At 29.6% G+C, this 23,448-nt stretch carries 14 protein-coding genes; 4 read left to right on the top strand and 10 right to left on the bottom strand.

What is annotated here, in order from left to right; genetic code table 11:
- The first annotated feature begins 95 nt into the window (after nucleotides 1-95).
- From L1S33_RS06540 to L1S33_RS06550, 3 genes are all read left to right on the top strand, one after another.
- Nucleotides 96-5,579: an Ig-like domain-containing alpha-2-macroglobulin family protein gene (locus L1S33_RS06540; RefSeq protein ID WP_240561739.1), complete on the top strand. Its 5,484-nt coding sequence runs from the start codon at nucleotides 96-98 to the stop codon at nucleotides 5,577-5,579.
- A 90-nt stretch (nucleotides 5,580-5,669) separates the two neighbouring features.
- Complete coding sequence (gene pbpC, locus L1S33_RS06545) at nucleotides 5,670-8,018, top strand: penicillin-binding protein 1C (protein ID WP_240561740.1); 2,349 nt, start codon at nucleotides 5,670-5,672, stop codon at nucleotides 8,016-8,018.
- 179 nt (nucleotides 8,019-8,197) lie between these two features.
- Nucleotides 8,198-10,036, top strand: a complete 1,839-nt coding sequence (locus tag L1S33_RS06550; RefSeq protein WP_240561741.1) for a cation:proton antiporter — start codon at nucleotides 8,198-8,200, stop codon at nucleotides 10,034-10,036.
- On the opposite strand, the gene dnaX is transcribed toward L1S33_RS06550, so the two are convergent.
- A complete protein-coding gene (dnaX, locus tag L1S33_RS06555) occupies nucleotides 10,025-11,725 on the bottom strand; it encodes a DNA polymerase III subunit gamma/tau (RefSeq protein WP_240561742.1) in 1,701 nt (566 codons plus the stop codon). The two genes, L1S33_RS06550 and dnaX, sit on opposite strands and share 12 nt — an antisense overlap.
- A gap of 187 nt (nucleotides 11,726-11,912) precedes the next feature.
- On the opposite strand from dnaX, the gene msrA reads away from it, so the two are divergent.
- A complete protein-coding gene (gene msrA / locus L1S33_RS06560; protein ID WP_240561743.1) occupies nucleotides 11,913-12,560 on the top strand; it encodes a peptide-methionine (S)-S-oxide reductase MsrA in 648 nt (215 codons plus the stop codon).
- An 81-nt stretch (nucleotides 12,561-12,641) separates the two neighbouring features.
- Here the strand turns inward: msrA and L1S33_RS06565 are convergent, their stop codons facing one another.
- The 9 genes from L1S33_RS06565 to L1S33_RS06605 all read right to left on the bottom strand — a co-directional run bounded on the left by L1S33_RS06565 (nucleotide 12,642) and on the right by L1S33_RS06605 (nucleotide 23,430).
- Entirely contained in the window at nucleotides 12,642-13,265 is a 624-nt protein-coding gene (locus tag L1S33_RS06565) for an ankyrin repeat domain-containing protein (RefSeq protein ID WP_240561744.1), read from the bottom strand.
- Between the two features lie 277 nt (nucleotides 13,266-13,542).
- A complete protein-coding gene (locus L1S33_RS06570; protein WP_240561745.1) occupies nucleotides 13,543-13,974 on the bottom strand; it encodes a hypothetical protein in 432 nt (143 codons plus the stop codon).
- Nucleotides 13,975-14,142: 168 nt separating this feature from the next.
- Nucleotides 14,143-15,573 (bottom strand): amidohydrolase family protein, encoded by a 1,431-nt coding sequence (locus tag L1S33_RS06575; RefSeq protein WP_240561746.1) that lies wholly within the window; start codon nucleotides 15,571-15,573, stop codon nucleotides 14,143-14,145.
- A 222-nt stretch (nucleotides 15,574-15,795) separates the two neighbouring features.
- Nucleotides 15,796-16,317 (bottom strand): hypothetical protein, encoded by a 522-nt coding sequence (locus L1S33_RS06580; RefSeq protein ID WP_240561747.1) that lies wholly within the window; start codon nucleotides 16,315-16,317, stop codon nucleotides 15,796-15,798.
- Between the two features lie 9 nt (nucleotides 16,318-16,326).
- On the bottom strand, nucleotides 16,327-16,575 hold the full coding sequence (locus L1S33_RS06585; RefSeq protein ID WP_240561748.1) for a hypothetical protein: 249 nt from the start codon (nucleotides 16,573-16,575) through the stop codon (nucleotides 16,327-16,329).
- Between the two features lie 160 nt (nucleotides 16,576-16,735).
- Nucleotides 16,736-18,517, bottom strand: coding sequence for an AMP-dependent synthetase/ligase (locus L1S33_RS06590; RefSeq protein WP_240552205.1), 1,782 nt, complete (start codon nucleotides 18,515-18,517; stop codon nucleotides 16,736-16,738).
- Between the two features lie 75 nt (nucleotides 18,518-18,592).
- Nucleotides 18,593-20,356 (bottom strand): AMP-dependent synthetase/ligase, encoded by a 1,764-nt coding sequence (locus L1S33_RS06595; protein WP_240561749.1) that lies wholly within the window; start codon nucleotides 20,354-20,356, stop codon nucleotides 18,593-18,595.
- 240 nt (nucleotides 20,357-20,596) lie between these two features.
- Nucleotides 20,597-21,790 carry an aspartate aminotransferase family protein gene (locus L1S33_RS06600; protein WP_240561750.1) on the bottom strand — a complete coding sequence of 398 codons (1,194 nt, stop codon included), beginning with the start codon at nucleotides 21,788-21,790 and terminating at the stop codon, nucleotides 20,597-20,599.
- Nucleotides 21,790-23,430 (bottom strand): OstA-like protein, encoded by a 1,641-nt coding sequence (locus L1S33_RS06605; RefSeq protein WP_240561751.1) that lies wholly within the window; start codon nucleotides 23,428-23,430, stop codon nucleotides 21,790-21,792. Before L1S33_RS06605 ends, L1S33_RS06600 begins: the two co-directional genes overlap by 1 nt.
- Nucleotides 23,431-23,448 lie beyond the last annotated feature (18 nt).

Genomic DNA, 23,448 nt, shown 5'->3' on the forward strand with positions numbered 1-23,448 from the left:
TTCACGAATTCTCAATAAAACAGCACACTTTCTAATTTGTACAGTTTTGTATGCTTTAAATTAATTAAATTTGATTGCATTTAAAATTCTGCATTATGAAAAAGTATGTTTATCTGTTTACTACGGTTTTATTATTAAGTATTGTTGCTTGTAAAAAGACTACAAAAGAAGTTTCTAAAACCAACGATTTTGTTGAGTTTGTTAGTCATTTTCCAAAAGAGATTATTTCTACAACTGACAAAATAAAGGTGCAATTGGTAAAACCGATAGCTTCTTCTACAATTCCAGAAAATATAATTACACTTTCTCCAAATGTAAAAGGAACCGTTTCTGTTGAAGGAAATACGTTGGTTTTTACACCAACTGAAAAACTAAAAGGGAATCAAGAATATATTGTAACTACTAATTTATCAGTTATTTACACTGGCGTTTCTACGGATAAAAAAGATTTTGTTTTTAAGGTAAAAACCAAAGAACAAGTTTTTGTTGTTAATAATTTTTCTCCGCAGAGTTATGATAAAAATTGGAACTATATAGACGGAGTTATAAGCGCAAGCGATGTTATAGAAACTTCTAAATTAGAAAACATAGTAACGGCAACGTATAAAAACAAAAACATTCCTATTCAGTTTGATGCAACTGAAAAATATGCTTCAAAAATCAGTTTTACTATTGATAGTATTCAGCGTTTTGAAAATGATGAAAAATTGGAATTATCTTGGAACGGAAAGTCAATTAATTCTTCTTCCAAAGGAGAAAGAGACGTTTTTATAATTGGAAAAAACAATTTTAAAATTACAGCAATTGATGTTTCTAAAGATGGAAATCAAGAAATAGCAATCAGTTTTTCTGATCCTATAAAAACAACGCAGAATTTAAACGGACTAATTGCTTTCAACAACACAAAAAACACCAAGTTTACTTATAAGATTGATAAAAATAAGGTAACTGTTTTTCCTAAAATAGCACATAAAGAAGCAGTTGAAATCGAGGTTTTTAGCGGAATTAAAAACACAGATGGATATTCATTAAAAGAAAATACCATTAGAAAATTGTTTTTTGAACAACCAAAACCTTCAATCAGTTTTTTACAAAGCGGAACCATTTTACCAAGTTCAGAAAATTTAAAAGTAAATTTTCAGGCAGTAAATTTAAAAGCAGTAGATGCAACCATTTATAAGGTGTATAAAGATAATATGCTGCAATTTTTACAGAGTAATAAAATAAGTAACGCTGGTTATATTCGTACAGTTGGTCGACCAGTTGCAGCTCATACAATAAACTTAGCAAGTGGTGGTTTACAACTCGATAAAAACAATGCTTTTGCTATAGATTTAGCAGATATTATTACACCAGAAGCAGGTGCAATGTATCGTTTGGAATTAAATTATAATCAAGAATATGCTACGTATCAATGTGATGGAAAAGAGAATAACATCAACATTGTCTATGGAAAAAAAGAATTAAACGAAGCGTTTTATAATTCTACAAACTACTATAACAACTATAATTATAGAAACTACAATTGGAACGATAGAGAAAATCCATGTACTTCATCTTATTATTACAATAAAAATATTAGTAAAAATATTGTTGCTTCCAATTTAGGAGTAACGGTAAAAAAAGGAACTAACAATTCGATTTTTATAGCAGTTACAGATTTATTAACTACAAAACCTGTAAAAGCGGCTAGTGTAAAGTTGGTTAATTTACAGCAGCAAGAAGTTAAAACTTCCAAAACAAGTTCCGATGGAATTGCTCGTTTTGAAAATGTACCACAAGCGTATTTTGCTGTTATTTCTAAAGGAAATAATACAACGTATATAAAGCTAAATGATGGTGAAGCACTTTCTATGAGTAAGTTTGATGTTTCTGGAATAAAGCTTCAAAAAGGAATAAAAGGGTATATATATGGAGAACGTGGTGTTTGGCGTCCTGGAGACAATATTTTTCTAACATTTGTTTTAAATGACAATGCAAACCCAATTCCAGACGGACATCCAATAAAATTCGAATTAACAAATCCTCATGGAAAAATTATTGACCGTAAAATTTTACATAAAAATCCTGATAACGTATATGCGTACACTACAAAGACAGACCAAGATGCGCCAACAGGAAATTGGAAAGTAAAAACAATCGTTGGAGGCGCTATTTTTAATAAAACAATAAAAGTTGAAACTATTAAACCAAATCGATTAAAAATTAAGTTGAAAACAGATGAAGAAATTTTTACTTCAAATGCTTCAATTTCTGGTGATGTAGAAGTAAAATGGTTGCATGGAGCTATTGCAAAAAGTTTAAAATTAGATATTAATGGGAAATTCAGCCCAACAAAAACTGAATTTAAAAATTTCAAAAATTATAATTTTGATGATGTAACTAAGCGTTTTAAAACAGAAGAGTTTTCAATATATGATGGAAAATTATCAGAAGCAGGAACTGCAAAATTTTCTGTAAAACCAACGCTTAAAAGCAAAGCTCCTGGAATGCTAAAAGCATCGTTTATAACAAAAGCTTATGAAAATGGAGGTGATTTTAGCACCGATGTTTTTAGTAAAAAACTTTCTCCTTTTGCCCGTTATGTTGGTGTAGAATCTCCAGTTGAAAAAGGTTCTAGAAACTATTTATATACAGATAAAGAATATACTTTTAATGTTGCTTCAATTACTGAAAAAGGAAAACCAATTTCATTAAAAAATGTTGAAGTAAAAATTTATTCACTTACTTGGAGATGGTGGTGGAGTACAGGAGATGATAATTTATCTCGTTATGATGGTTCTCAATTTCATAAACCATACAAGCAATTAATAACCAGTACTTCATCTAACGGAAAAGGACAGTTTAAATTTAAAGTTGATGAAAATGATTGGGGAAGATATTTAATAAAAGTAACCGATAAAACAGGTAAACATAGTACTTCTGAAATTGTTTATTTCGACTGGCCTTCTTGGTACAATAAAAAGAAATCGAACCAGAATAATGCAACTTTATTACAATTTACAACAGATAAAGAAAGCTATAAAGTTGATGAAAAAGCAACTGTGAAGTTTCCTTCTTCAGTAGGTCAAAGAGCATTAGTTACTATTGAAAATGGCGTAGAAGTGTTAGAAAATTTTTGGGTAGAAACTGCTAAAAATCAAACTGAATTTACATTTCCTGTTCTAAAAACATACACACCAAATGTATTTGTAAACATTTCATTATTGCAAAAACATAACGAAACCAAAAACGATTTACCAATTAGAATGTACGGTTCTATGCCAATGTTGGTAGAAAATCCGGCAACAAAATTACAACCTGTAATTTCTATGCCAGATGAAATTAGGCCAGAAGAAAGTACAACAATAAAAGTAGCAGAAACAAACGGAAAACCAATGACATATACGTTGGCTTTAGTTGATGATGGTTTGTTAGATTTAACACGATTTAAAACACCAAATGCGTGGAATATTTTCTTTGCAAAACAATCTTTAGGTGTAAAAACATGGGATATTTTTGATGATGTAATTGGCGCTTATGGTGGAAAAATAAATCAGATTTTAAGTATTGGAGGAGACGAGACAGAAGCAGGAAGCAAGAACAAAAAAGCCAACAGATTTAAGCCAATGGTAACGTATTTAGGTCCGTTTACTTTAAATGCTGGTAAAACGCAATCTCATGTGGTTAACATTCCAAAATATATTGGTTCTGTTAGAGCAATGGTTGTTGCAAGTGATACAAAAAAAGATGCTTACGGAAGTGCCGAAAAAACTGTTTTTGTGCGTAAACCTTTAATGATATTGGCTTCTCTACCAAGAAAAATTACACCTTCTGAAACTGTTACTTTGCCAGTTACCGTTTTTGCCATGAAAGATCATGTAAAAAATGTGTCTGTCAGTTTAAAACCGAATTCCTCTTTTACTGTTGTTGGAAATAAAACGCAAACAATTAATTTTAAGCAACCAGATGAAAAAATGGTTTATTTTAAAGTAAAAGTAAATGATTTTAAAGGCATTTGTAACGTAGATGTTATAGCAAGTTCTGGAAAAGAAAAAGCAAATTATTCAGTAGAAATAGATGTTGTAAATCCAAATCCAGTTACAACAAAAACTTATGATATTATCTTAAAAGGAAATGAAACTAAGACCTTTAATTTTAGTTCTTTTGGAACCGTTGGAACTAACAACGCAAGTGTAGAATTTTCTACGTTGCCACCAATGAATTTTACGAAACGCTTGAATTACCTGGTTCGTTATCCACATGGTTGTGTAGAACAAACTACGTCTGGCGCATTTCCGCAGTTATATTTAACAAAATTATTTGATTTGTCAAATGAGAAAAAAGCTTCGGTAGAAAGAAATGTAAAACATGCAATTAATAGATTATCTGGATTTCAATTAGCAAATGGCGGATTGTCTTATTGGAGTGGAAATAGCAATGCAAACGATTGGGGAACAACCTACGCAGGTCATTTCTTATTAGAAGCAGAAAAGCAAGGTTATGTGTTACCAATCGGATTTAAAAATAGTTGGGTTTCGTATCAAAAACAACAAGCTCGTAATTGGAGAAAAGACAATCGTTATGGAAATGAACTGGCACAAGCTTATAGATTATACACGTTAGCGTTAGCAACTACGCCAGATTTAGCATCGATGAATCGTTTACGTGAAACCAAAAATATTTCTAATGAAGCTAAAATGAGACTAGCAATGGCGTATGCTTTAATTGGAAAAAAATCTATTGCTAACAGTGTTTTAAATACCTTAACTACAGAAAATAAGAGACGAAATTACTATTACTATGGTTCTGAAACCAGAGATGATGCAATGGCTTTAGAAACCTATTCTTTATTAAAAGATGAAGTTAAATCGATAAAATTGGCAAAGAAAATAGCCGATAAATTATCAAGTGAAAAATGGATGAGCACACAAACAACTTCTTATAGTTTATTAGCAATTGCAAAATTTGTAATGCAAAATGAACAAGCTGAAAATGTAAATGCAACGTATTCTTTCAATGGAAAAAATGTAAATGCAACAACAAATAAATCTCTTTTTGACACAAAATTGACTGCTATTAAAAAAGAGAACTCTTTAGAAGTTAAGAATAATTCAAATGGAATTTTATATGCTACTATTACTTCAGAAGGAATTTTACCAGTTGGAAGTGAAGACGTTTTTCATAAAAACTTAGAAGTATATGTACATTATAAAACCAAAGATGGAAAGTTAATTTCTCCAAAAGAATTACAACAAGGAACTAATATTGTTGCTGAAGTATTTGTGAAAAATACATCAACAAATACTGTTAAAAATGTTGCTTTAACTCAAATATTACCTTCAGGTTGGGAAATTGTGAATACTCGTTTTACTGATTTTGGAGGACAACAAAATACTAAAGTTGATTATACTGATATTAGAGATGATCGTGTAAATTATTACTTTTCATTAGGAAGAAATGAGCAAAAAACATTTAAAATTTTATTAAATGCTTCTTATTTAGGAGATTATTATCTACCAGGAACACAAGTAGAAGCAATGTATGACAATGATTATGTTGCACGTACAAAAGGGCAGTGGATTAAAGTTGTTAAGTAGATGATATAAATTTGTCATTCCCGCGAAGGCAGGAATCCATAAAGAGTCAGAATAGATTCCTGCCTACGCAGGAATGACAGAAAAAAGAAAATGAAAAAGCTAAAAAACATCATAAAAACGCATCCAAAGAAACTAATTGTTCTTTTGGTTTTATTGGTTGCGTATTATTTTTGTTTACCTAAAACTCTTTTTAATGAACCAACTTCCACTGTTGTTTTAGCAAATAATAATGAATTGTTAGGAGCCGTAATAGCAGATGATGGACAATGGCGTTTTCCAAAATCAGATAGTATTCCTGTAAAATTTCAACAAGCTATTGTACAGTTTGAAGATGCTCATTTTTATAAGCATATTGGTTTTAATCCGATTTCAATTTACAAAGCATTTCAGCAAAACAGAAAAGCAGGAAAAGTGGTTCGAGGAGGAAGTACGTTAACCCAACAAGTAATTCGTTTATCCAGAAAAAATAAGAAACGAAGCTATACAGAAAAGTTAAAAGAAGTAATTCTTGCAACGCGATTAGAATTTAGACATTCAAAAAAAGAAATTCTGAATTTATACGCTTCTAATGCACCTTTTGGAGGAAATGTGGTTGGTTTAGAAATGGCTTCTTGGCGTTATTTTGGTTTAAAACCATCACAACTTTCTTGGGCAGAAAGTGCAACTTTGGCCGTGTTGCCAAATGCACCAGCGTTAATTTATCCAGGAAAAAATCAAGAGAGATTAAAAGTAAAACGTAACAAATTACTTCATAAATTATTCAAAGAATCTATAATTGATAGCATAACTTTAGAATTAGCACTTGCGGAAGAATTACCTCAAAAACCCTATAAGTTGCCAACAACGGCAACACATTTAACGCAAGAAATTTCAAAAAAAGACAAAGGAAATCGTATTGAAACTTCTTTAGATATTCATTTGCAAAAACAAGTAAATCAATTAGTTAAAAGACATTATAATCGTTTAAAACAAAACGAAGTTTATAACATATCAGTTTTGGTTTTGGATGTAAAAACTAGAAAAGTTTTAGCCTATGTTGGTAATGCTCCAACGGATAAAAAACATCAAAAAAATGTAAATAATATTCTATCGAGAAGAAGTACAGGAAGTGTTTTAAAGCCTTTTTTATATGCAAATATGTTACAATCAGGAGATTTGTTACCACAACAATTAGTTTCAGATATTCCCACAGAAATTGCTGGTTATACGCCTAAAAATTTTAATGAGAAATATGATGGCGCAGTTCCTGCTGATGAAGCTTTAACACGTTCTTTGAATATACCTGCAGTACGAATGTTACAGCGTTATGGGCTAGAAAAATTTAGAGAAGATTTAAAAGAATACAATATTAAACACATTGATAGATCTGCAAATCATTATGGATTATCATTGATTTTAGGCGGAGCAGAGGCAAGTTTGTGGGATTTATGTAAAACATTTGCAGGAATGTCTTCAACCGTAAATCATTTTGAAGAATTAAAACATCAATATTATTCAAATGAATTTGTTGAGCCTACTTATTTTAAAAATGAAAAAGTAAAGTTTGGTAAAGTTGTTAATCAGCCTAAAAATGTAGATGCAGGTTCTTGGTTTTTAACCTTAGAAACCTTGACTAATGTTAATCGTGTAGCAACAGATCAAGCTTGGAAATATTACGATTCTGCTAAAAAAATAGCCTGGAAAACAGGAACAAGTTTTGGAAATAGAGATGCTTGGGCAATTGGAGCTAACTCAAATTATGTTGTTGGTGTTTGGGTAGGAAACTCAGACGGAGAAGGTAGAGCAGATTTAACAGGTGTTGGAAGTGCTTCTCCTTTATTGTTTGATGTGTTTAATTTAATGCCAAAATCAGATTGGTTTTTAGAACCTTTTGAAGCATTGATTGAAGAAAATATTTGTACAAAAAGTGGTTATTTAGCGTTGCCAATTTGTCCTTCAGTCATAAAAAGAATCCCTCAAAATGGATTTAAATCCAAGTCATGTCCTTTTCATAAAGAGATTTTGTTGAGTAAAGACAATTTGTATCGTGTAACTGCAAATTGTGAAGATATAGCTTCAATTTCTAAAAAAACTTGGTTTAGTTTGCCGCCTTTAATGGCTTATTATTATAAACAAAACAATGCAGATTATAAGCAATTACCAAGATTTAAAACAGGTTGTAATCCGTTAGAAAAGAATAGTATTTCTTTTGTTTTTCCGAAGGAAAGAAATACCAAAATTAGTTTAACAAAAGGGTTTGATGAGAAAGTAAATTCAGTAGTATTTAAATTAGTACATACTAATACTGAAGCAAAAGTATACTGGTATTTGAATGATGAGTTTTTAAAAATGACCGAAAATTACCATGAAATTGCTGTAAGCCCTAAAAAAGGTAAATACATATTAACTGTAATTGATGACCTTGGAAATGAAGTGAAAAAAAGTTTAGAAATTAACTAATTACCTTTTTAACGTAAAATGTAGTTTGATTTTCAGTCGTTTATCTTTTGTGTAGGGGTAAAAATTAAGAGCCAATTAATTATTTTTATTATCAAAAGTTTTATTTTACGTGTTCGAAGCTAAAAAAAGCTTATAACATATAAAAAAACTATTATATTTATCATTTACAAAATATACGAATGTTAGAATTAGCTGGAATAGTAATATTAGGAATAATTGCACAATGGTTTGCTTGGAAATTTAAAATTCCAGCAATTTTGCCCTTAATTTTAATAGGTCTTTTGGTTGGACCAATAGCTGCAGAGTTTCTTAGTGAAGATGGATCTAAATGGATAGAACCAATTTGGAATGGTAAAAAAGGGTTGTTTCCTGGAGAAAGTTTGTACTATTTTGTTTCATTAGCAATAAGTATTATTCTTTTTGAAGGAGGTTTAACGCTTAAAAGAGAAGAAATTAAAAATGTAGGACCAGTAATTACTAAATTAATTACTTTAGGATCTGCTGTAACCTTTTTTGGAGCAGGTATTGTTGCTCATTATATTTTTGGTTTAAGTTGGGAGATTTCTTATCTTTTCTCTGGACTAATAATTGTTACAGGTCCAACAGTAATTACACCAATTTTAAGAAATATACCTTTAAAAAGAGATGTTTCTACAGTTTTAAAATGGGAAGGAATTTTAATTGACCCAATTGGAGCATTAGTTGCCGTTTTAGTTTTTGAATTTATTTCAGTTGGCGGAGGCGGAGGCTTTACCAAAACAGCCTTATTAGAATTCGGAAAAATTGTTTTATTTGGAACAACTTTCGGATTTACCTTTGCACATGCATTGGCTTTTGCAATTAATAAAAAATTGGTACCTCATTATTTAATGAATGTTGTTTCATTATCGGCAGTTTTATCCGTTTTTGTTTTATCTGAAGCTTTTGCCCATGAATCTGGTTTATTAGCTGTTGTAGTAATGGGAATGGTTTTAGGAAATAGTAATTTAAAAAGCTTAAAAGAATTACTTTATTTTAAAGAATCTTTAAGTGTATTGTTAATTTCAATGCTATTTATTTTACTTTCTGCTAATATTGATATTCAAGATTTAATGCTGTTATATTCTTGGAATACTTTAATATTATTTGCTATAGTAGTATTTGTAATAAGGCCAGTTGCAGTTTTTTTAAGTACACATAATTCAAATTTAAAGTTTAACGAAAAATTATTTATAAGTTGGGTTGGTCCAAGAGGTATTGTGGCTGCCGGAATTGCTTCTCTATTTGGAAGTAAACTAATAAAGCAGGGTGTTGAAGGAGCAGAGTACATAACACCTTTAGTATTTATGATAGTATTAGGAACTGTACTTTTAAACGCTACTACAGCAAGATTATTTGCTAAAATGGTTGGTGTATTCTTAAAAAGTTCTAATGCAATTTTAATTGTAGGGGCTTCTGGACCAGCAAGGTTAATTGCTAGTTACTTAAAAGATTATGGAAAAAGAGTTGTATTAATAGATTCTAATAAAAACTATATTGATAAAGCTATTAAATCTAATTTAGAAGCTTTTTCTGTAGATATATATGGAGATAATTTGGCAGATAATATAGAGTTAAATGATGTTGGGTATTTACTTTCTATGACTGGGAGTGAAGCCGTAAATGAATATGCAATTAATAATTTTTCTAAAGATTTTGGAGAGCACGGTGCTTATAGATTAGCAACTTCAGATGAAATTCGTAGTAATTCAGAAAAAAATAAATTTAATTTTCTTACTCCAAAAGACGATTATATTAATTTGAGCGAAGCATTTAGAGGTAATCCCGAAATTTTTGAAGTTAAAATTAATAGTGAAGAAGAATATATCACAACATTCTCTAAACTTTATAATGAGGTAAAATCTGTTCCATTATTTGTAAAAAATGGAAAGAACTTATATTTAATTCCTGAATTTGAGAATAAAAATGAAAAGAAGGAAAATATTTCTTTGGTGTATTTAGGTAAAAATGTAAATTCTAAAGAAGAATTACATGTCTAGTTGAAACTTTATACGAAGTTCTTCTAGTAATGGATTTTTCTCCTTTAATTTATCAAACTTTTCTTGAGGAGTGTAAGCAAACTTTTTTTCAACAGTTTCACTAACATTGAGTTCCAAGTTAATTCCGTAGTTATTAAGAGACTCTCGTAAAAATGAAACTAGTTTTGTACTACCAGATTTTAATTGATTCTTCATTAAATCATTTGGCAATAAAAAACTAATTTTAAACTCCTCTAATAATTTAGGTTCACTAGAACTCATACCATAAGCCATGTTCTTTTCACCTTGCTTAATTAGCTTTTGTTGATATAAATTCCAACTCTTAATAAGTTCTTTTTCAGTAAAAGGAGTTCTTGGATGATTATCGTAATTCTCTTCAACAACACTTTTAGTATTGTCTACTTTTTTCTCTAAAACCGATTTTAATGAAAATGCAGAAGAACGCCTCTTGGTAGATTTAAGAACCGGAGTTTTTAATGTTGTTTTAGGTTTTTCAATAACAGTTTTTTGAACTGATACAGGTTTCTTCTCTAAAGATTTTGGTTTTGCAATTTCTTTAACAGCAGGAGATAATGCAGTAAAAAAAGTAGCAGGAATTATGTAGTTAGCTGACTTTTTTTTTTCTCCATCAAAAGTGATAGAGGCAATTTGCATAAGTGTTAACTCGACCAACAAACGTTGATTTTTACTAGCTCTATATTTTAGATCGCAATCATTTGCTTTATCAATAGAGGTTAATAAAAACGGTAGAGTTGCTTTTGTAGCTTGTTCTAAGTACTTCTTTTTAGTATTGTCTCCAACTTCTAACAAAGAAACAGTAGCTTTATCTTTAGCTACTAATAAATCTCTAAAATGACTTGCTAAACCGTTAATAAAATGCTGTCCATCAAAACCTTTAGATAAAATAGTATTGAAGTTAACTAACACTTCAGGAATTTTGTTTTCCAACAACAAATCTGTTATAGAAAAATAAGCATCATAATCTAAAACATTTAAGTTTTCAGTTACAGCTTCACGCGTTAAATTATTTCCTGAAAAACTAACAACTCTATCAAAAATTGATAAAGCATCTCGCATTGCGCCATCTGCCTTTTGAGCTATTATGTGTAACGCATCATCATCTGCAGTTATGTTCTCTTTCTCACAAATTGTTTTTAGATAATTTTTGGCATCTAAAACACCAATTCGTTTAAAATCGAATATTTGACAACGAGATAATATGGTAGGAATTATTTTATGCTTTTCCGTAGTTGCTAAAATGAAAATGGCATGTGCTGGTGGTTCTTCTAACGTTTTTAAAAATGCGTTAAATGCAGAAGCAGAAAGCATGTGCACCTCATCAATAATATAGATTTTATATTTACCTATTTGTGGTGGAATACGAACTTGTTCAGTAAGATTTCTAATATCATCAACAGAGTTGTTAGACGCTGCATCCAATTCAAAAATATTGAAAGCAAAATCTTCATCTTCAGAAGAAAGTGCTGCATCTTGTTGATTTATTTTCTTGGCCAAAATACGTGCACAAGAAGTTTTACCAACACCACGTGGCCCTGTAAATAATAAAGCTTGCGCTAAATGGTTGTTTTTTATAGCGTTTTCTAACGTATTTGTTATGGCTTGTTGCCCAACTACATCCTCAAAATTTTGAGGGCGATATTTACGTGCAGATACTATAAAATGTTCCATTAATTATTATAAATTTGAATAACAAAAGTAAGTATCTATCTAGCATTTTACAACTATCATTCTTAACAAAATGCTAAAGTTGTAAACAATTGTACGAAGTCTTGTTTTGATACGACCAAATAATAGATTCTAGTTAATTTTAATAAATTAATAATTTTGAATCTTTAAAACAAAAAATATATTTAACATGAAACTTTTAAAAACTTTACTTTTTTTAACCGCATTAACATTTACACTATTTATTTTTTCTTCGGAAGAAAAGAAGGCAGAAACCTTTGTTTTTCAATCTGAAAAAGGTACTGAAGTTGCGTATTTTGCAAGTGGATGTTTTTGGTGTGTAGAAGCAATTTTTGAAAGCGTAAGTGGGGTAGAAGAAGCCGTTTCTGGTTACGCAGGCGGACACACTAAAAATCCAACTTATAAATCTATAGGAACTGGTAGAACAGGACATTCAGAAACAGTTGCTGTGTATTATAATCCTAAAAAAGTATCTTTTAAAACACTTGTAGATGTGTTTTACGGTTCTCACAATCCAACTACTGTAAATGGTCAATATCCAGATTTTGGAACTCAATATCGTTCTATTGCATTTTATAAAACGGAAGTAGAAAAACAAATTATAAACGCTGCTATTTCAAAATTAAATAGAGAAAAATATAACGGTAAAATTGTTACAGAAGTTACAAAGTTTACTAAGTTTTATGAGGCTGAAGAATATCACCAAAATTACGAGAAATTACATCCAGAGAATCCTTACATCCAAAAGATATCTATACCAAGATTAAATGCTTTTAAAAGTAAGTTTCCTCATTTATTGAAAAAAGAAATACATTAAGTTTTTTAGAAAAAGAAATACTTTTATTTTCTAGATGTTTGTATATGAAAAATAGTACTGAAATAAACGATAATTTTGCATTTATTGTTTTTTGTTCTTCAGTATTTTAATAATCTCTCTGATATTTTTTATTTCATCTTCAGTTCCATAACTTTTAAGATCTTTAAGGGTTGATTTGTATTGCTCAAGAGCATTTAAACCTTCAAAATTTTTTAGATTAACATTGGCTTTTTTAGATAGTAAATATGACAAAATCTTTGGGCTACTCGTATATGTTAAAGCACTATATCCATTGTCACATTGTAAATTTATATTTGCTTTACTCTCAACAAGAAACTTTACCAAGTCAAATTGATTTCTATTTGCTGCCATCATCAATATTGTCATTTCTTTATAACCTCTTTGATTAATACCCATTCCTTTGTTAATCAGGGCTTTTGCTACACTTGTAAGTCCAAAATAACTAGTTTTAAAAAAAGCATTAATATTATCGTCATCAACTTTGTTAATGTCTGCATTTTGTTCAATTAAGTAAAGTGAAATTTTTTCTTTTCCACTTTGAATAGCTTTCATTAATAGGGTTTGTTCTCTTTCTACAATACAATTAATATCCTCTCCTTTTTCAATCAATTTTTGAACCAATTCCAGATTATCATTCTCAATAGCTAATTGAACTTCTTCACTACATTTTTTTTGAGAAAACATTTTTAAGGAGATTATAATAAATATTAAAATTAGATAGTTATTTTTCATTTGAGTACTATTAAATACAACATGTTTGTTTATGAAAAGTTGCGTTTTTGTATGTGAGGATTTTACGAAGAAAAATCAGAGTTACAAAAACGCACGGACTTTTAATTAAGCACTAAATTAAGTATTATTTTTATACGTTGTTGGCTAAAGTTTTTCTGTTTGAATTTTAAAATGAATCAATTTTTAAAATCTTTTTAGATTTGGTATTTTATTAAGTATACATTTATTATTATCTAAAGTACTTAATAAAATGAGCAATATCTTCAGAGTTTTTTAAACCTTGATTTTCAGGAAAATCAATAATTTCACTAGCAGCACCATAATTAATATTTACATCAATTATTTGATAGTAAAAATGAGAGTTTATATCATTATTTCTAATTCGATTGATAACCTCAGTTAGTTCATCATCTGTAATATTTGTCTTTTTAGGTGGTATTTGAGCAATATCTCTAGCTAAATCTTCTATTTTTTCATATTTTCTAAAGTTTTGAAAATACTCTTTGTTATAGTCTCTGTAACTAAATTCATTTAGTTTATCAATTAATTTACTTACTTTATTGGTATTGTTTAAATGAGTTTCAATCTCTTTAATTTTAGAGAGAACTTTACTAATTCTTTCTTCAGAAGCATTTGGAAGTAATTCATCTCTTAATTTCATTTTATTATCGAGTTTTATCAAATATTTGCAATCCTTCTTGAGTGTGTTTGTTTCGTGTTTATGCACTAAAGTTAGCAAATAAATCACAGATAGAAAGTCCGCGAGGACTTTCGTAAATAGGCAAAAACTAGCAATTAATTTTATACGGTGTTAGGCACAGTTTTTATGTCAATATTTTCTTCTATCTTTCCATTTATACTTTTCCTTATTTGACAAATTCCATTTTTCCAAATTTGAAAGCATTTTCTCAATTTGTTCTTTATCGAGCCAAGTTCCGTTAACAAAAACTCCATTAATAGTTCTTGTGTTTTTAATGTCTTCAAGTGGATTTGCATCTAACAAAATTAGGTCTGCATATTTGTTTATTTCTATAGTTCCGATATTGTTTTCGATTTCTAACCATTCAGCAGGTAATCGTGTTGCTGAAAATAAAGCTTCTTCATTTGTTAGACCTGCATCGACTAATAATTCTAGTTCGTCGTGAAGTGAGAAACCTGTTACTATGCCAGAAACTCCTGCATCGGTTCCTGCTACCATTGGTACTCCTGCTTCTTTAAATGCTACAACCATTCCTTTATGAAATGTAATTAAGCTATCTAAATAATCAATAAATTCTGAACTTGAATGTTTATTGTAATTGTTCGATGTTAACCATTTATCTTGTAAAAGTGGATGTACATACTTTAATGTCTCCATTAGTCGAATTGAATCGAGCGATTGAACTTGGTCTCTTATCTTGACGATAGCTATTAAATTAGGGATTAGCCACGTATCATTTTCTTTTGATAATTGAGCGAAATATTGAGCATCTTTTTTTGTCTTGGTCTGATTTCTTATTTGTTTAGAAAATTCCTCTGCGTGAGCAACTAAACCAAAATTTGGTACAAAAGCTTTTTCTGTTTGACCTTTAAACGCATCTGGAATATGTCCAACAACCTTGAGCCCTTGTTTTTTTGATTCGTCGATAATGGTTTCGAAAGATTCAATATTCAACTTAGAGTAGACTTTGACAAAGTTGTAACCTTCAGCTTTTATACTTCGGACTACCTGTCTTGCATCTGAAGCTGTATTTACAATTCTTCCACTATTATTTGGGTTTCCACCATTTATCAATGCTGCTATTGCCATTCTTGGACCAATAACTTTTCCTTTTGCAATCTCATTCCTTTGCCCAAAGTGTTCAACTCTACCTTCAAGTTCAAATATAGTAGTGACACCATTAGCTATATATGTTGTCATAACATCTTGTGTGTCCATAAAAAATGTAGCTCCTTGAGTTGGTGCGTTTTCTCTGAAATTTAAATCTGCATTTGTGTGAACGTGCATATCAACGAGACCAGGAATTAACCATTTTCCAGTTCCGTCTATAATTTTTGCATTATTAGGAATAGTTTCATTGATAGACAGGATTTTTTTATTTTTTATTACTACTGTTGCATTTTCAATGAGATTATTTTCAATTGTCATTGGAATTATATTCACATTCTTGATTACAAAAAGAGATTGTTCTTTTGGTTTGTTTTCAGTTGAATTTGAACATCCGTAAAAAGTAAAGGCAAATAATAAAATGACAAAGTTCAAATGTTTAAAATAGTTCATTAAGTGTTTTTTATTTAAAAGACTAATCAATATGCTAATTGTTACAGTTTTCTTTAGTAGTTACACCGTTTTTTTAAATTGTGCCTAACGTGTTTTTGTATGGAAAGTTGCGTTTTAAGTTGACGGCTATTTTCCGCAGGAAAATAGGAGTTGACAGAAATGCAACAACCTTTAATTAAGTACTAATTTAGCAATTTTTTATACAAGGTGTTGGCATTAGTTTTAATTCAGAATGTTTAATGTTTCATTTATAAATTTGATAAATTCGAATTCAACTTTCCATTTTTTGTTATGGTAAATTCCTTCAGTAATTATTTTCGGATTTTTATAATTAGAAAATTCAGAATCATTATATTTATTTTTCCCATTTTCCAATGGATGAGTATCTGTTTCTTCAAAATCAATTGAATAATATTCGGCGTGAATAATTTTGTTACAAGATTCTCTATAGTTAAGGTTTTTAATTTCCTTATTTTCATATTTTATTTTTCCAACTAAACCATAATTTTCTGCATTTAAACTATGCATATCTAAAATAGCTCTAATTAGTCCAGCTAATTCTATTAATTCTTTGAAGAAAGTTTTTTGAAAAGAGTCTTTAAAGTCAGTTCCAAACTTACACCAATATTCATTGTATGGATGAACCATTTTTTGGAAGTCATATTCAGCTAATAAAAATGCGCTTAATTTCCAACATTTCTCGCTTATTAATTCTCCAGTTTGTTCAACTTGTAATTTTTCCATTTTAAATTTTTACTTTCTTTCATTAATTTTTTTTTCAAAATATGGTTTTGCCAAATTTCGAAGTATTATATAAATTATGATAAAAGCGACCACAATTAAAGTTCCACTTAAACTCGTTTTTTCTTCGGGTATTCTGCCTAAAAAATAAAGTAAAGTTCTTATTCCAACAAATATTGACGCTATAATCAAAACACCATAAAAGAAGTTGATAGTTTTCCACAAGTATTCAAATATTATTTCTTTTTCGTCTTTTTCCAATGTTAGTTTTTAATTAATGCCAACGTATTATATAGTAAGTTTTATAGTCGTTATCCCATAATGATAACTTTTAAAGAATGTGTTTTGTTTAATTACAAATTTAGAAATAGGCTAAAATATTGGAATAGAAAACTCGTAACTTTCGTTACGAGTCTGTATTTTATCCTCTATAAATTTCTTCGTACAAATCGTTATAAATCTTTTTAATAACTGTACGTTTCATTTTCATTGTTGGTGTAAGATGTCCAGCTTCTAATGTCCACTCGTCTGGTGTTAATTTAAAAACTTTAATCTGTTCCCATTTACCAAAACAGCTATTACATAATTTAACAGCTTTAGTAAACTCTTCTACTACTTTTTCGTTTGCAATTAAGTCTTTATTAGAAGTGTAGCTAATATTATTTTCTTTAGCCCATTCTTTTAAATACTCAAAATTTGGTTGAATTAATGCTGCTGGCATTTTTTCTCCTTCTCCAACAACCATAACTTGTTCAACAAACATAGATTGTTTTAATTCTCCTTCTAATAAAGGTGGTACAACATATTTTCCTCCAGAAGTTTTAAACATTTCTTTAGTTCTTCCGGTAATCTTTAAAAAGCCATCTGCATCAATTTCTCCTTTATCTCCTGAGTGAAAGTAGCCGTCTTTAATAACTTCAGCAGTTTTTTCTGGATCTTTGTAATAGCCTTGCATTACATTTGGTCCTTTTATTAAAATCTCTCCATTCTCTGCAATTTTAACTTCAACACCTTCAATAACTTTACCTACGGTTCCAACTCTAAAGCCTTTTTTGCCTCCATATTCAATAAAATTTACAGACGTTACAGGAGAGGTTTCGGTTAATCCATAACCTTCCATTATAGGCATTCCTGCGGCTGCAAAAATACGTGTTAAACGAGGTTGTAATGCAGCGCTACCAGAAACCATTAATTTTAATTTTCCGCCCAAAGCGTCTTGCCATTTAGAAAATATAAGTTTGCGTGCTAAACCTAATTGTTTTTCATACCACCAACCGTTTTGTCCGTATGGCTCATAACGTAATCCTAAGTTTACTGCCCAGAAAAATAATTTCTTTTTTATTCCTGTTAAGTCTTCACCTTTTAAGATTATTTTGTCGTATATCTTTTCATATAAACGCGGTACAGCCGTCATAACATCGGGCTTAATTTCTTGTGCATTTTCGGTTAATTTATCAATTCCTTCAGCAAAATAAATTTCTGCTCCACAAAATTGATATAAATACAGAATCATTCTTTCAAATACATGACAAACTGGTAAAAAGCTTAAAGCTTTGTCTTTACCGTATTCTAATGGAACTGGATCGTCACTGGCTAACACGTTGGAAACAATATTTCCGTGAGATAACATAACTCCTTTTGGTCTTCCTGTTGTACCAGAGGTATAAATTAAAGTAGCTAAATCGTTTGGTGTTACTTCATTTTTTCTAGCTTCAACTTCTTCTTGATTACTAGTGTCTTTACCAAGTTCTAAAACTTCATTCCAGTTTTTTTCTCCAGCAATGTCATCAAAAGTAAAAATTTCTTTTAAGCTTGTATTTCCTTTAATTTGATTCAGTTTTTCAAGTATTGTTGAATCAGAAACAAAGCAATAAGTTGCTTCAGAATGATTTAAAACATACTCGTAATCTTCTTTAGAAATTGTAGGGTAAATTGGTACATTTTGCGCTCCAACTTGTAATATACCTATATCGCAAATGTTCCACTCAGTTCTGTTAGTAGAAGAAATTACAGCAATTTTATCGTTAGGTTTTATTCCTAATTTTAATAATCCTCTACTAATTGCATTAGCTTGGTCTACATATTCCTGTGATGAAGTAGAAATCCATTTACCATTGTATTTTGTTGTTAATGCTTTATCTAGATTGTATTTTTCTAGTTGATAATAAGGAAAATCAAAAATGCGTGTAATTTCTATTGCCATAAATTTCTGTTTTGAAGAACTGCAAAGTAGTAAAATTACATTGATTTAACAAATAGAAAATTTATAGGTTTAAAATTAAGAATTATATATTTTTTGATATAGTTTTTTGTATTTTTCTTTAATTACCTTTCTTTTCATTTTCATAGTAGGAGTGAGGCATTCATTTTCTATAGTCCATTGTTCTGGAGTAATTTCGAAACGTTTTATTTGTTCCCATTTTCCAAACTTTTTATTGTAAAAATCTACTTCTTCTTGTATTCTTTCTATTATTTTTTTATCAGAAGTAATGTCTATAATTTTATGATTGTGTCTTTTAGCCCAATCTGCAATAAATTCAAACTGAACTTGTATTAATGCTGCTGGCATTTTTTCTCCTTCACCAATAACCATAATTTGTTCTATAAATCGAGATTGTTTAAACTCGCTTTCTAATGCTGCAGGAGCAATATATTTTCCTCCAGAGGTTTTAAATATTTCTTTTTTACGGTCTGTTATTGTTAAAAAACCTTCGTTGTCTAATACGCCAATATCTCCAGTGTGTAAATAACCGTTAATTATTGTTCTATTTGTTAACGCTTCATTTTTATAGTAGCCTAACATTACGTTTTCTCCTTTCATTAAAATTTCACCGTCTTCAGCAATTTTAATTTCTACACCTTCTAATGGTTTACCTACAGATCCAATTTTTAGATTATTGTTTCTTAGGTCATTTACTGTTCCTCCTGGTGAAGACTCTGTCATTCCGTAACCTTCAAAAACAGGAATTCCTGCAGCTGTAAATACTCTAATTAATCTTTGTTGTAAAGGAGCACTTCCAGATACCATGAACTCTAAGTTGTTTCCTAAAGCTTCTCTCCATTTAGAAAAAATAATTTTATTAGCTATTTTAAGTTTAAAATGATACCAATTTCCGTTTTTGTAATAGGGTTCATATTTTTCAGCAAGTGCTAAAGCCCAAAAGAATAATTGCTTTTTTAAGCCTTTTAAATTACTTCCTTTATCTACAATTTTATCAAATATTTTTTCTAATAATCTTGGAACAACTGCTAAAAAATGAGGTTTTATTTCTCTGATATTGTCTCCAATTTTTTCTAAACTTTCTGCAAAATAAACTTCAAACCCTTTGTATAAATTATAATATGAAGCGGTACGTTCATAAATATGACAAATAGGTAAGTAGCTTAAAACACGTTTTTTAGAAGAATTTAAGTTAAATGCTTTTGCAGTTTTAAAAACAGTAAAAACAATATTATTATGACTAAGCATTACGCCTTTAGGAGTTCCTGTTGTTCCAGAAGTGTAAATAATTGTAGCTAAATCGTTTGGTTTTACATTGTCTTTTAATATTTCTATTTCAGATGTATAATCTTTAGTGGTTCCAATTTCTAAGAAGTTAGTAAAACTGTGGTCCATTTCTAATTCTTCTAAAGAGAAAATACCTTTAAGTTGTGTTTTGCTTTCTATGGATTTTACTTTGTTATATAAATCGTTGTTGGAAACAAAACAATATTGTGCGTCAGAATGATTTAAGATGTATTCGTAATCCTTTTCGGAAAGTGTTGCATATAAAGGAACATTTTGCGCTCCGATTTGTAAGATACCAACATCTAAAATATGCCAATTAGGATTATTATGTTCTGTAATTACAGCTATTTTATCGTTTGGTTTTACTCCTAATTTTAATAAAGAACTACTTACTTTATTTGCAGAGTGAATTAATTCTTCAGTAGAAATAGATTTCCATTCGTTATTAACTTTGTAGTTGTAGCATTTTTCTTGAGGGCAATTTCTTAGTTGATTATAAGCAAAATCGAAAATACGTGTTATAGTTTTAGACATAAAAGGAGTTTATGATGCTAAAGCTAATAAAAAAAATCGGTTTCTGTAAAAACAGTAACCGATTTAAGAATTCATAAATTAGCCCCCTAACTCTAATTTATGAAACAAATATAATTATATTTTTCTTATTTTGTGGTGTGTTTTAATAATATTTAAAGAATTACTTTAGTGTTATGTTAAATTTTTAGTTTATATAACCATTTTTAAACAGTTGATTTACAGGTTTTAATATTCAATCCGCTATAACTTGTTAGTCAAGTTTTTTTGATTAATGATATTAATTAATATCGTACATCCTTCTATTAATTCTTTATCAGAAACATTTAAAGGAGGTGTGATTCTAATTGCATTTTTCTCAAAAAGGAGCCAAAATAATATCAATCCTTTATCTAAACAATCTAGAATTACTTCAGATGTAATTTCTGGAGTTTCTAAAATTAAAGCTAACATTAAACCTTTTCCTCTTATTTCTTTTATTGAAGGATGCTTTAAATGTTTTCTAATTAATTCTTCTTTCCTTATAGTTTCATTTATTAATGAAGAAGTAACTATTTCATTTACTGTAGCTAAACCTGCGGCAGCAATTACAGGATGACCACCAAAGGTTGTTATATGACCTAGTTTGGGATTATCTTTTAGAATATCCATTATTTCTATTGATGAAATAAAAGCGCCAATTGGCATTCCGCCACCTAAACCTTTACCAGCAATAATAATATCTGGTATTACATTGTAATTTTCAAATCCCCAAAATTTACCTGTACGTCCAATTCCAGTTTGTATTTCATCTAAAATTAATAAAGCACCCACTTCTGTGCAGCGTTGTTTTATTTTCTGTAAATAATTATCTTTGGGTTCAATAAAACCTGCGCCACCTTGAATTGTTTCTAATATTACTGCTGCAGTTTTGGTTGTTATTTTTTTAATATCAAGAACATTGTTAAATTCAATAAACTTAACACCTGGAATTAATGGCCTAAAAGCACTGTTTTGTTCCTCAGCACCACAAACACTCATTGCACCTTGTGTATTACCGTGATATGCGTTCTTTGCAGAGATTATTTCGCTACGTTCCGTAAATCTTTTAGCTAATTTTAAAGCGCCTTCTGTAGCTTCTGTACCTGAATTTGTTAAATATATAGATTGTAGGTTTTTAGGTAATGTTTTTGCTAGGGCTTTACAAAGTTGTAATTGTGGTTGCTGAATAAATTCTCCATAAACCATTACATGATCGTAAGTTTCTAATTGCTCTTTTACAGCATTAACAACTTTAGGATGACTGTGCCCTAAACTGTTTGCGGAAACTCCAGCAACAAAATCTAAATACTTTTTACCTTTCGAGTCATAAATATAACTTCCTTTTGCCTTTGAAATTTCTAAAGCAAGTGGGTGAGGAGTAGTTTGTGCTTGATATTTGTAAAAGTCTGATTTCATTATAAACCTTTCTTTAAAACTTTAGGAGTACTCTTTCTATCGGAAGCTCTCTTTTTTTTCTTAGTTGCGTTTTCTCTTGCAAAATTTAATTTTGCATTTTGTACATCAATATTTTCTTTTACCTCAGTTTTTTCATCTTTGGTAAAAATATCTTGCATAACCTTTGGTTGCTCTTTTTCTCTCCAGATAAAGCCTTTGAGTTTTCTCTCTTCTTTTGGATAATCTAGCGGAGGGTAGGTTTTTCCTTCCGTTTCTTTAAAGCATTTAATACTTTGTATTTCATTGTTTAGCAGATCGAATTCAATATCGCTACAAATTTGTTTAGTTATAGTTTCTAACTTTAGCGTTTTCTCGTTTCTATTAAAGTTAATTACTTCAGCATTTCCTTTTACCCATAAAGTTCTTATTTCGTTTTCAATAAATTTACCATAAATATTTCTACCTTTTATTTGGTTGAAATCATCTTCAGCTAAGGAATCTTTCTGAATTATTAATGCATTATTTAACACCTTTAAAGAGTCTAGTTTATTGGTTTCTAAATTAGAAACTAAATGAATAGTGTCTCCTGTAATTTGTTGTTTCCCAGACCAAAGTACAGGTTCTCTAAACATTCTTGTTAAACCTGTTGTTTGATTTGTGTGTATAGAATCGCACTTACCTTGTAAATCAGATTTAAAAATTTTTACATTATTAAATGTTCTTACAATTCTGTTTTCTGGTTTACCTGTTACTAAAATTTTATCTCCGTGCATGTACAAAGAATCTTTTTCTAAAACAGAGATTGCTACTGCTTTGTCTATAATAAAAAGCGAGTCTTTTTCTTCAAATATTTCGGCATAGTTTCCTTTAATAACAAAGTTTTTTACGGTGTCTATAACTATAATGTTATTTGTAGCTGAGGCAAACCCTTTACGTTTGTCATAATACAAACTATCTCCTTCTATGGTTCTTTCTTTTAAAAACAATTTTGCGTTTTTTACAAAATAAGAAACATCTGTTTTTGTGTTGTAAAAACCTCTTTCGCTGTATAATTTATTCTTGTTTTTGTTATTTGTTACTGTTGAAGGTCCGTATAAATATGCAATTCCTGTGTTTGTATAATACTCTAAATGATTTGATTCTAGATTGTTTTCCGGATTTGTAACTGTTACGTTAGATTTAGCAATAAACTTTTTATTTCTAAGTAAATAGGTTCCTCCAATACTTTTTAAGGTATTTGTTTTGTCCTGGATAGTTCCACCAGTTTTGTAAAAAAGTTTCTGATTTATTCTATCAAAATGAAGCGTATCAGTTTTTAGTTTCATTGTTGGGTCATTCATTTCTACATTTCCCCAAGAAACAGCTTGTTTTGTATTACCGTTATAATCTGCGTAGTCGCTATATTGAATAATAGAATCTCCTTGTTCTATTATAACTTCACCTAAAGCTTTAAAAAGGTTTTTATCTCTGTAGTAAAGTGCTTTTTGAGAATCTAATGTTACACCTTCGTGTATCATGTGTACATTACCTATTAATATAATTGCTCCAGGATACTTGTCTTCATCTGCAGATTGAATTTTTGCAGTGTAATTTATTCTCTTTTGCTGAGAAAAAGTGTAAGCAGTAATAAATAGTGCTAAAAAAAGAAATATTCTTTTCAAAAGTTTTGTTTTAAAGTG

It is taken from the genome of Tenacibaculum aquimarinum (genome assembly GCF_022478115.1).
Lineage (GTDB): Bacteria > Bacteroidota > Bacteroidia > Flavobacteriales > Flavobacteriaceae > Polaribacter > Polaribacter aquimarinum_A.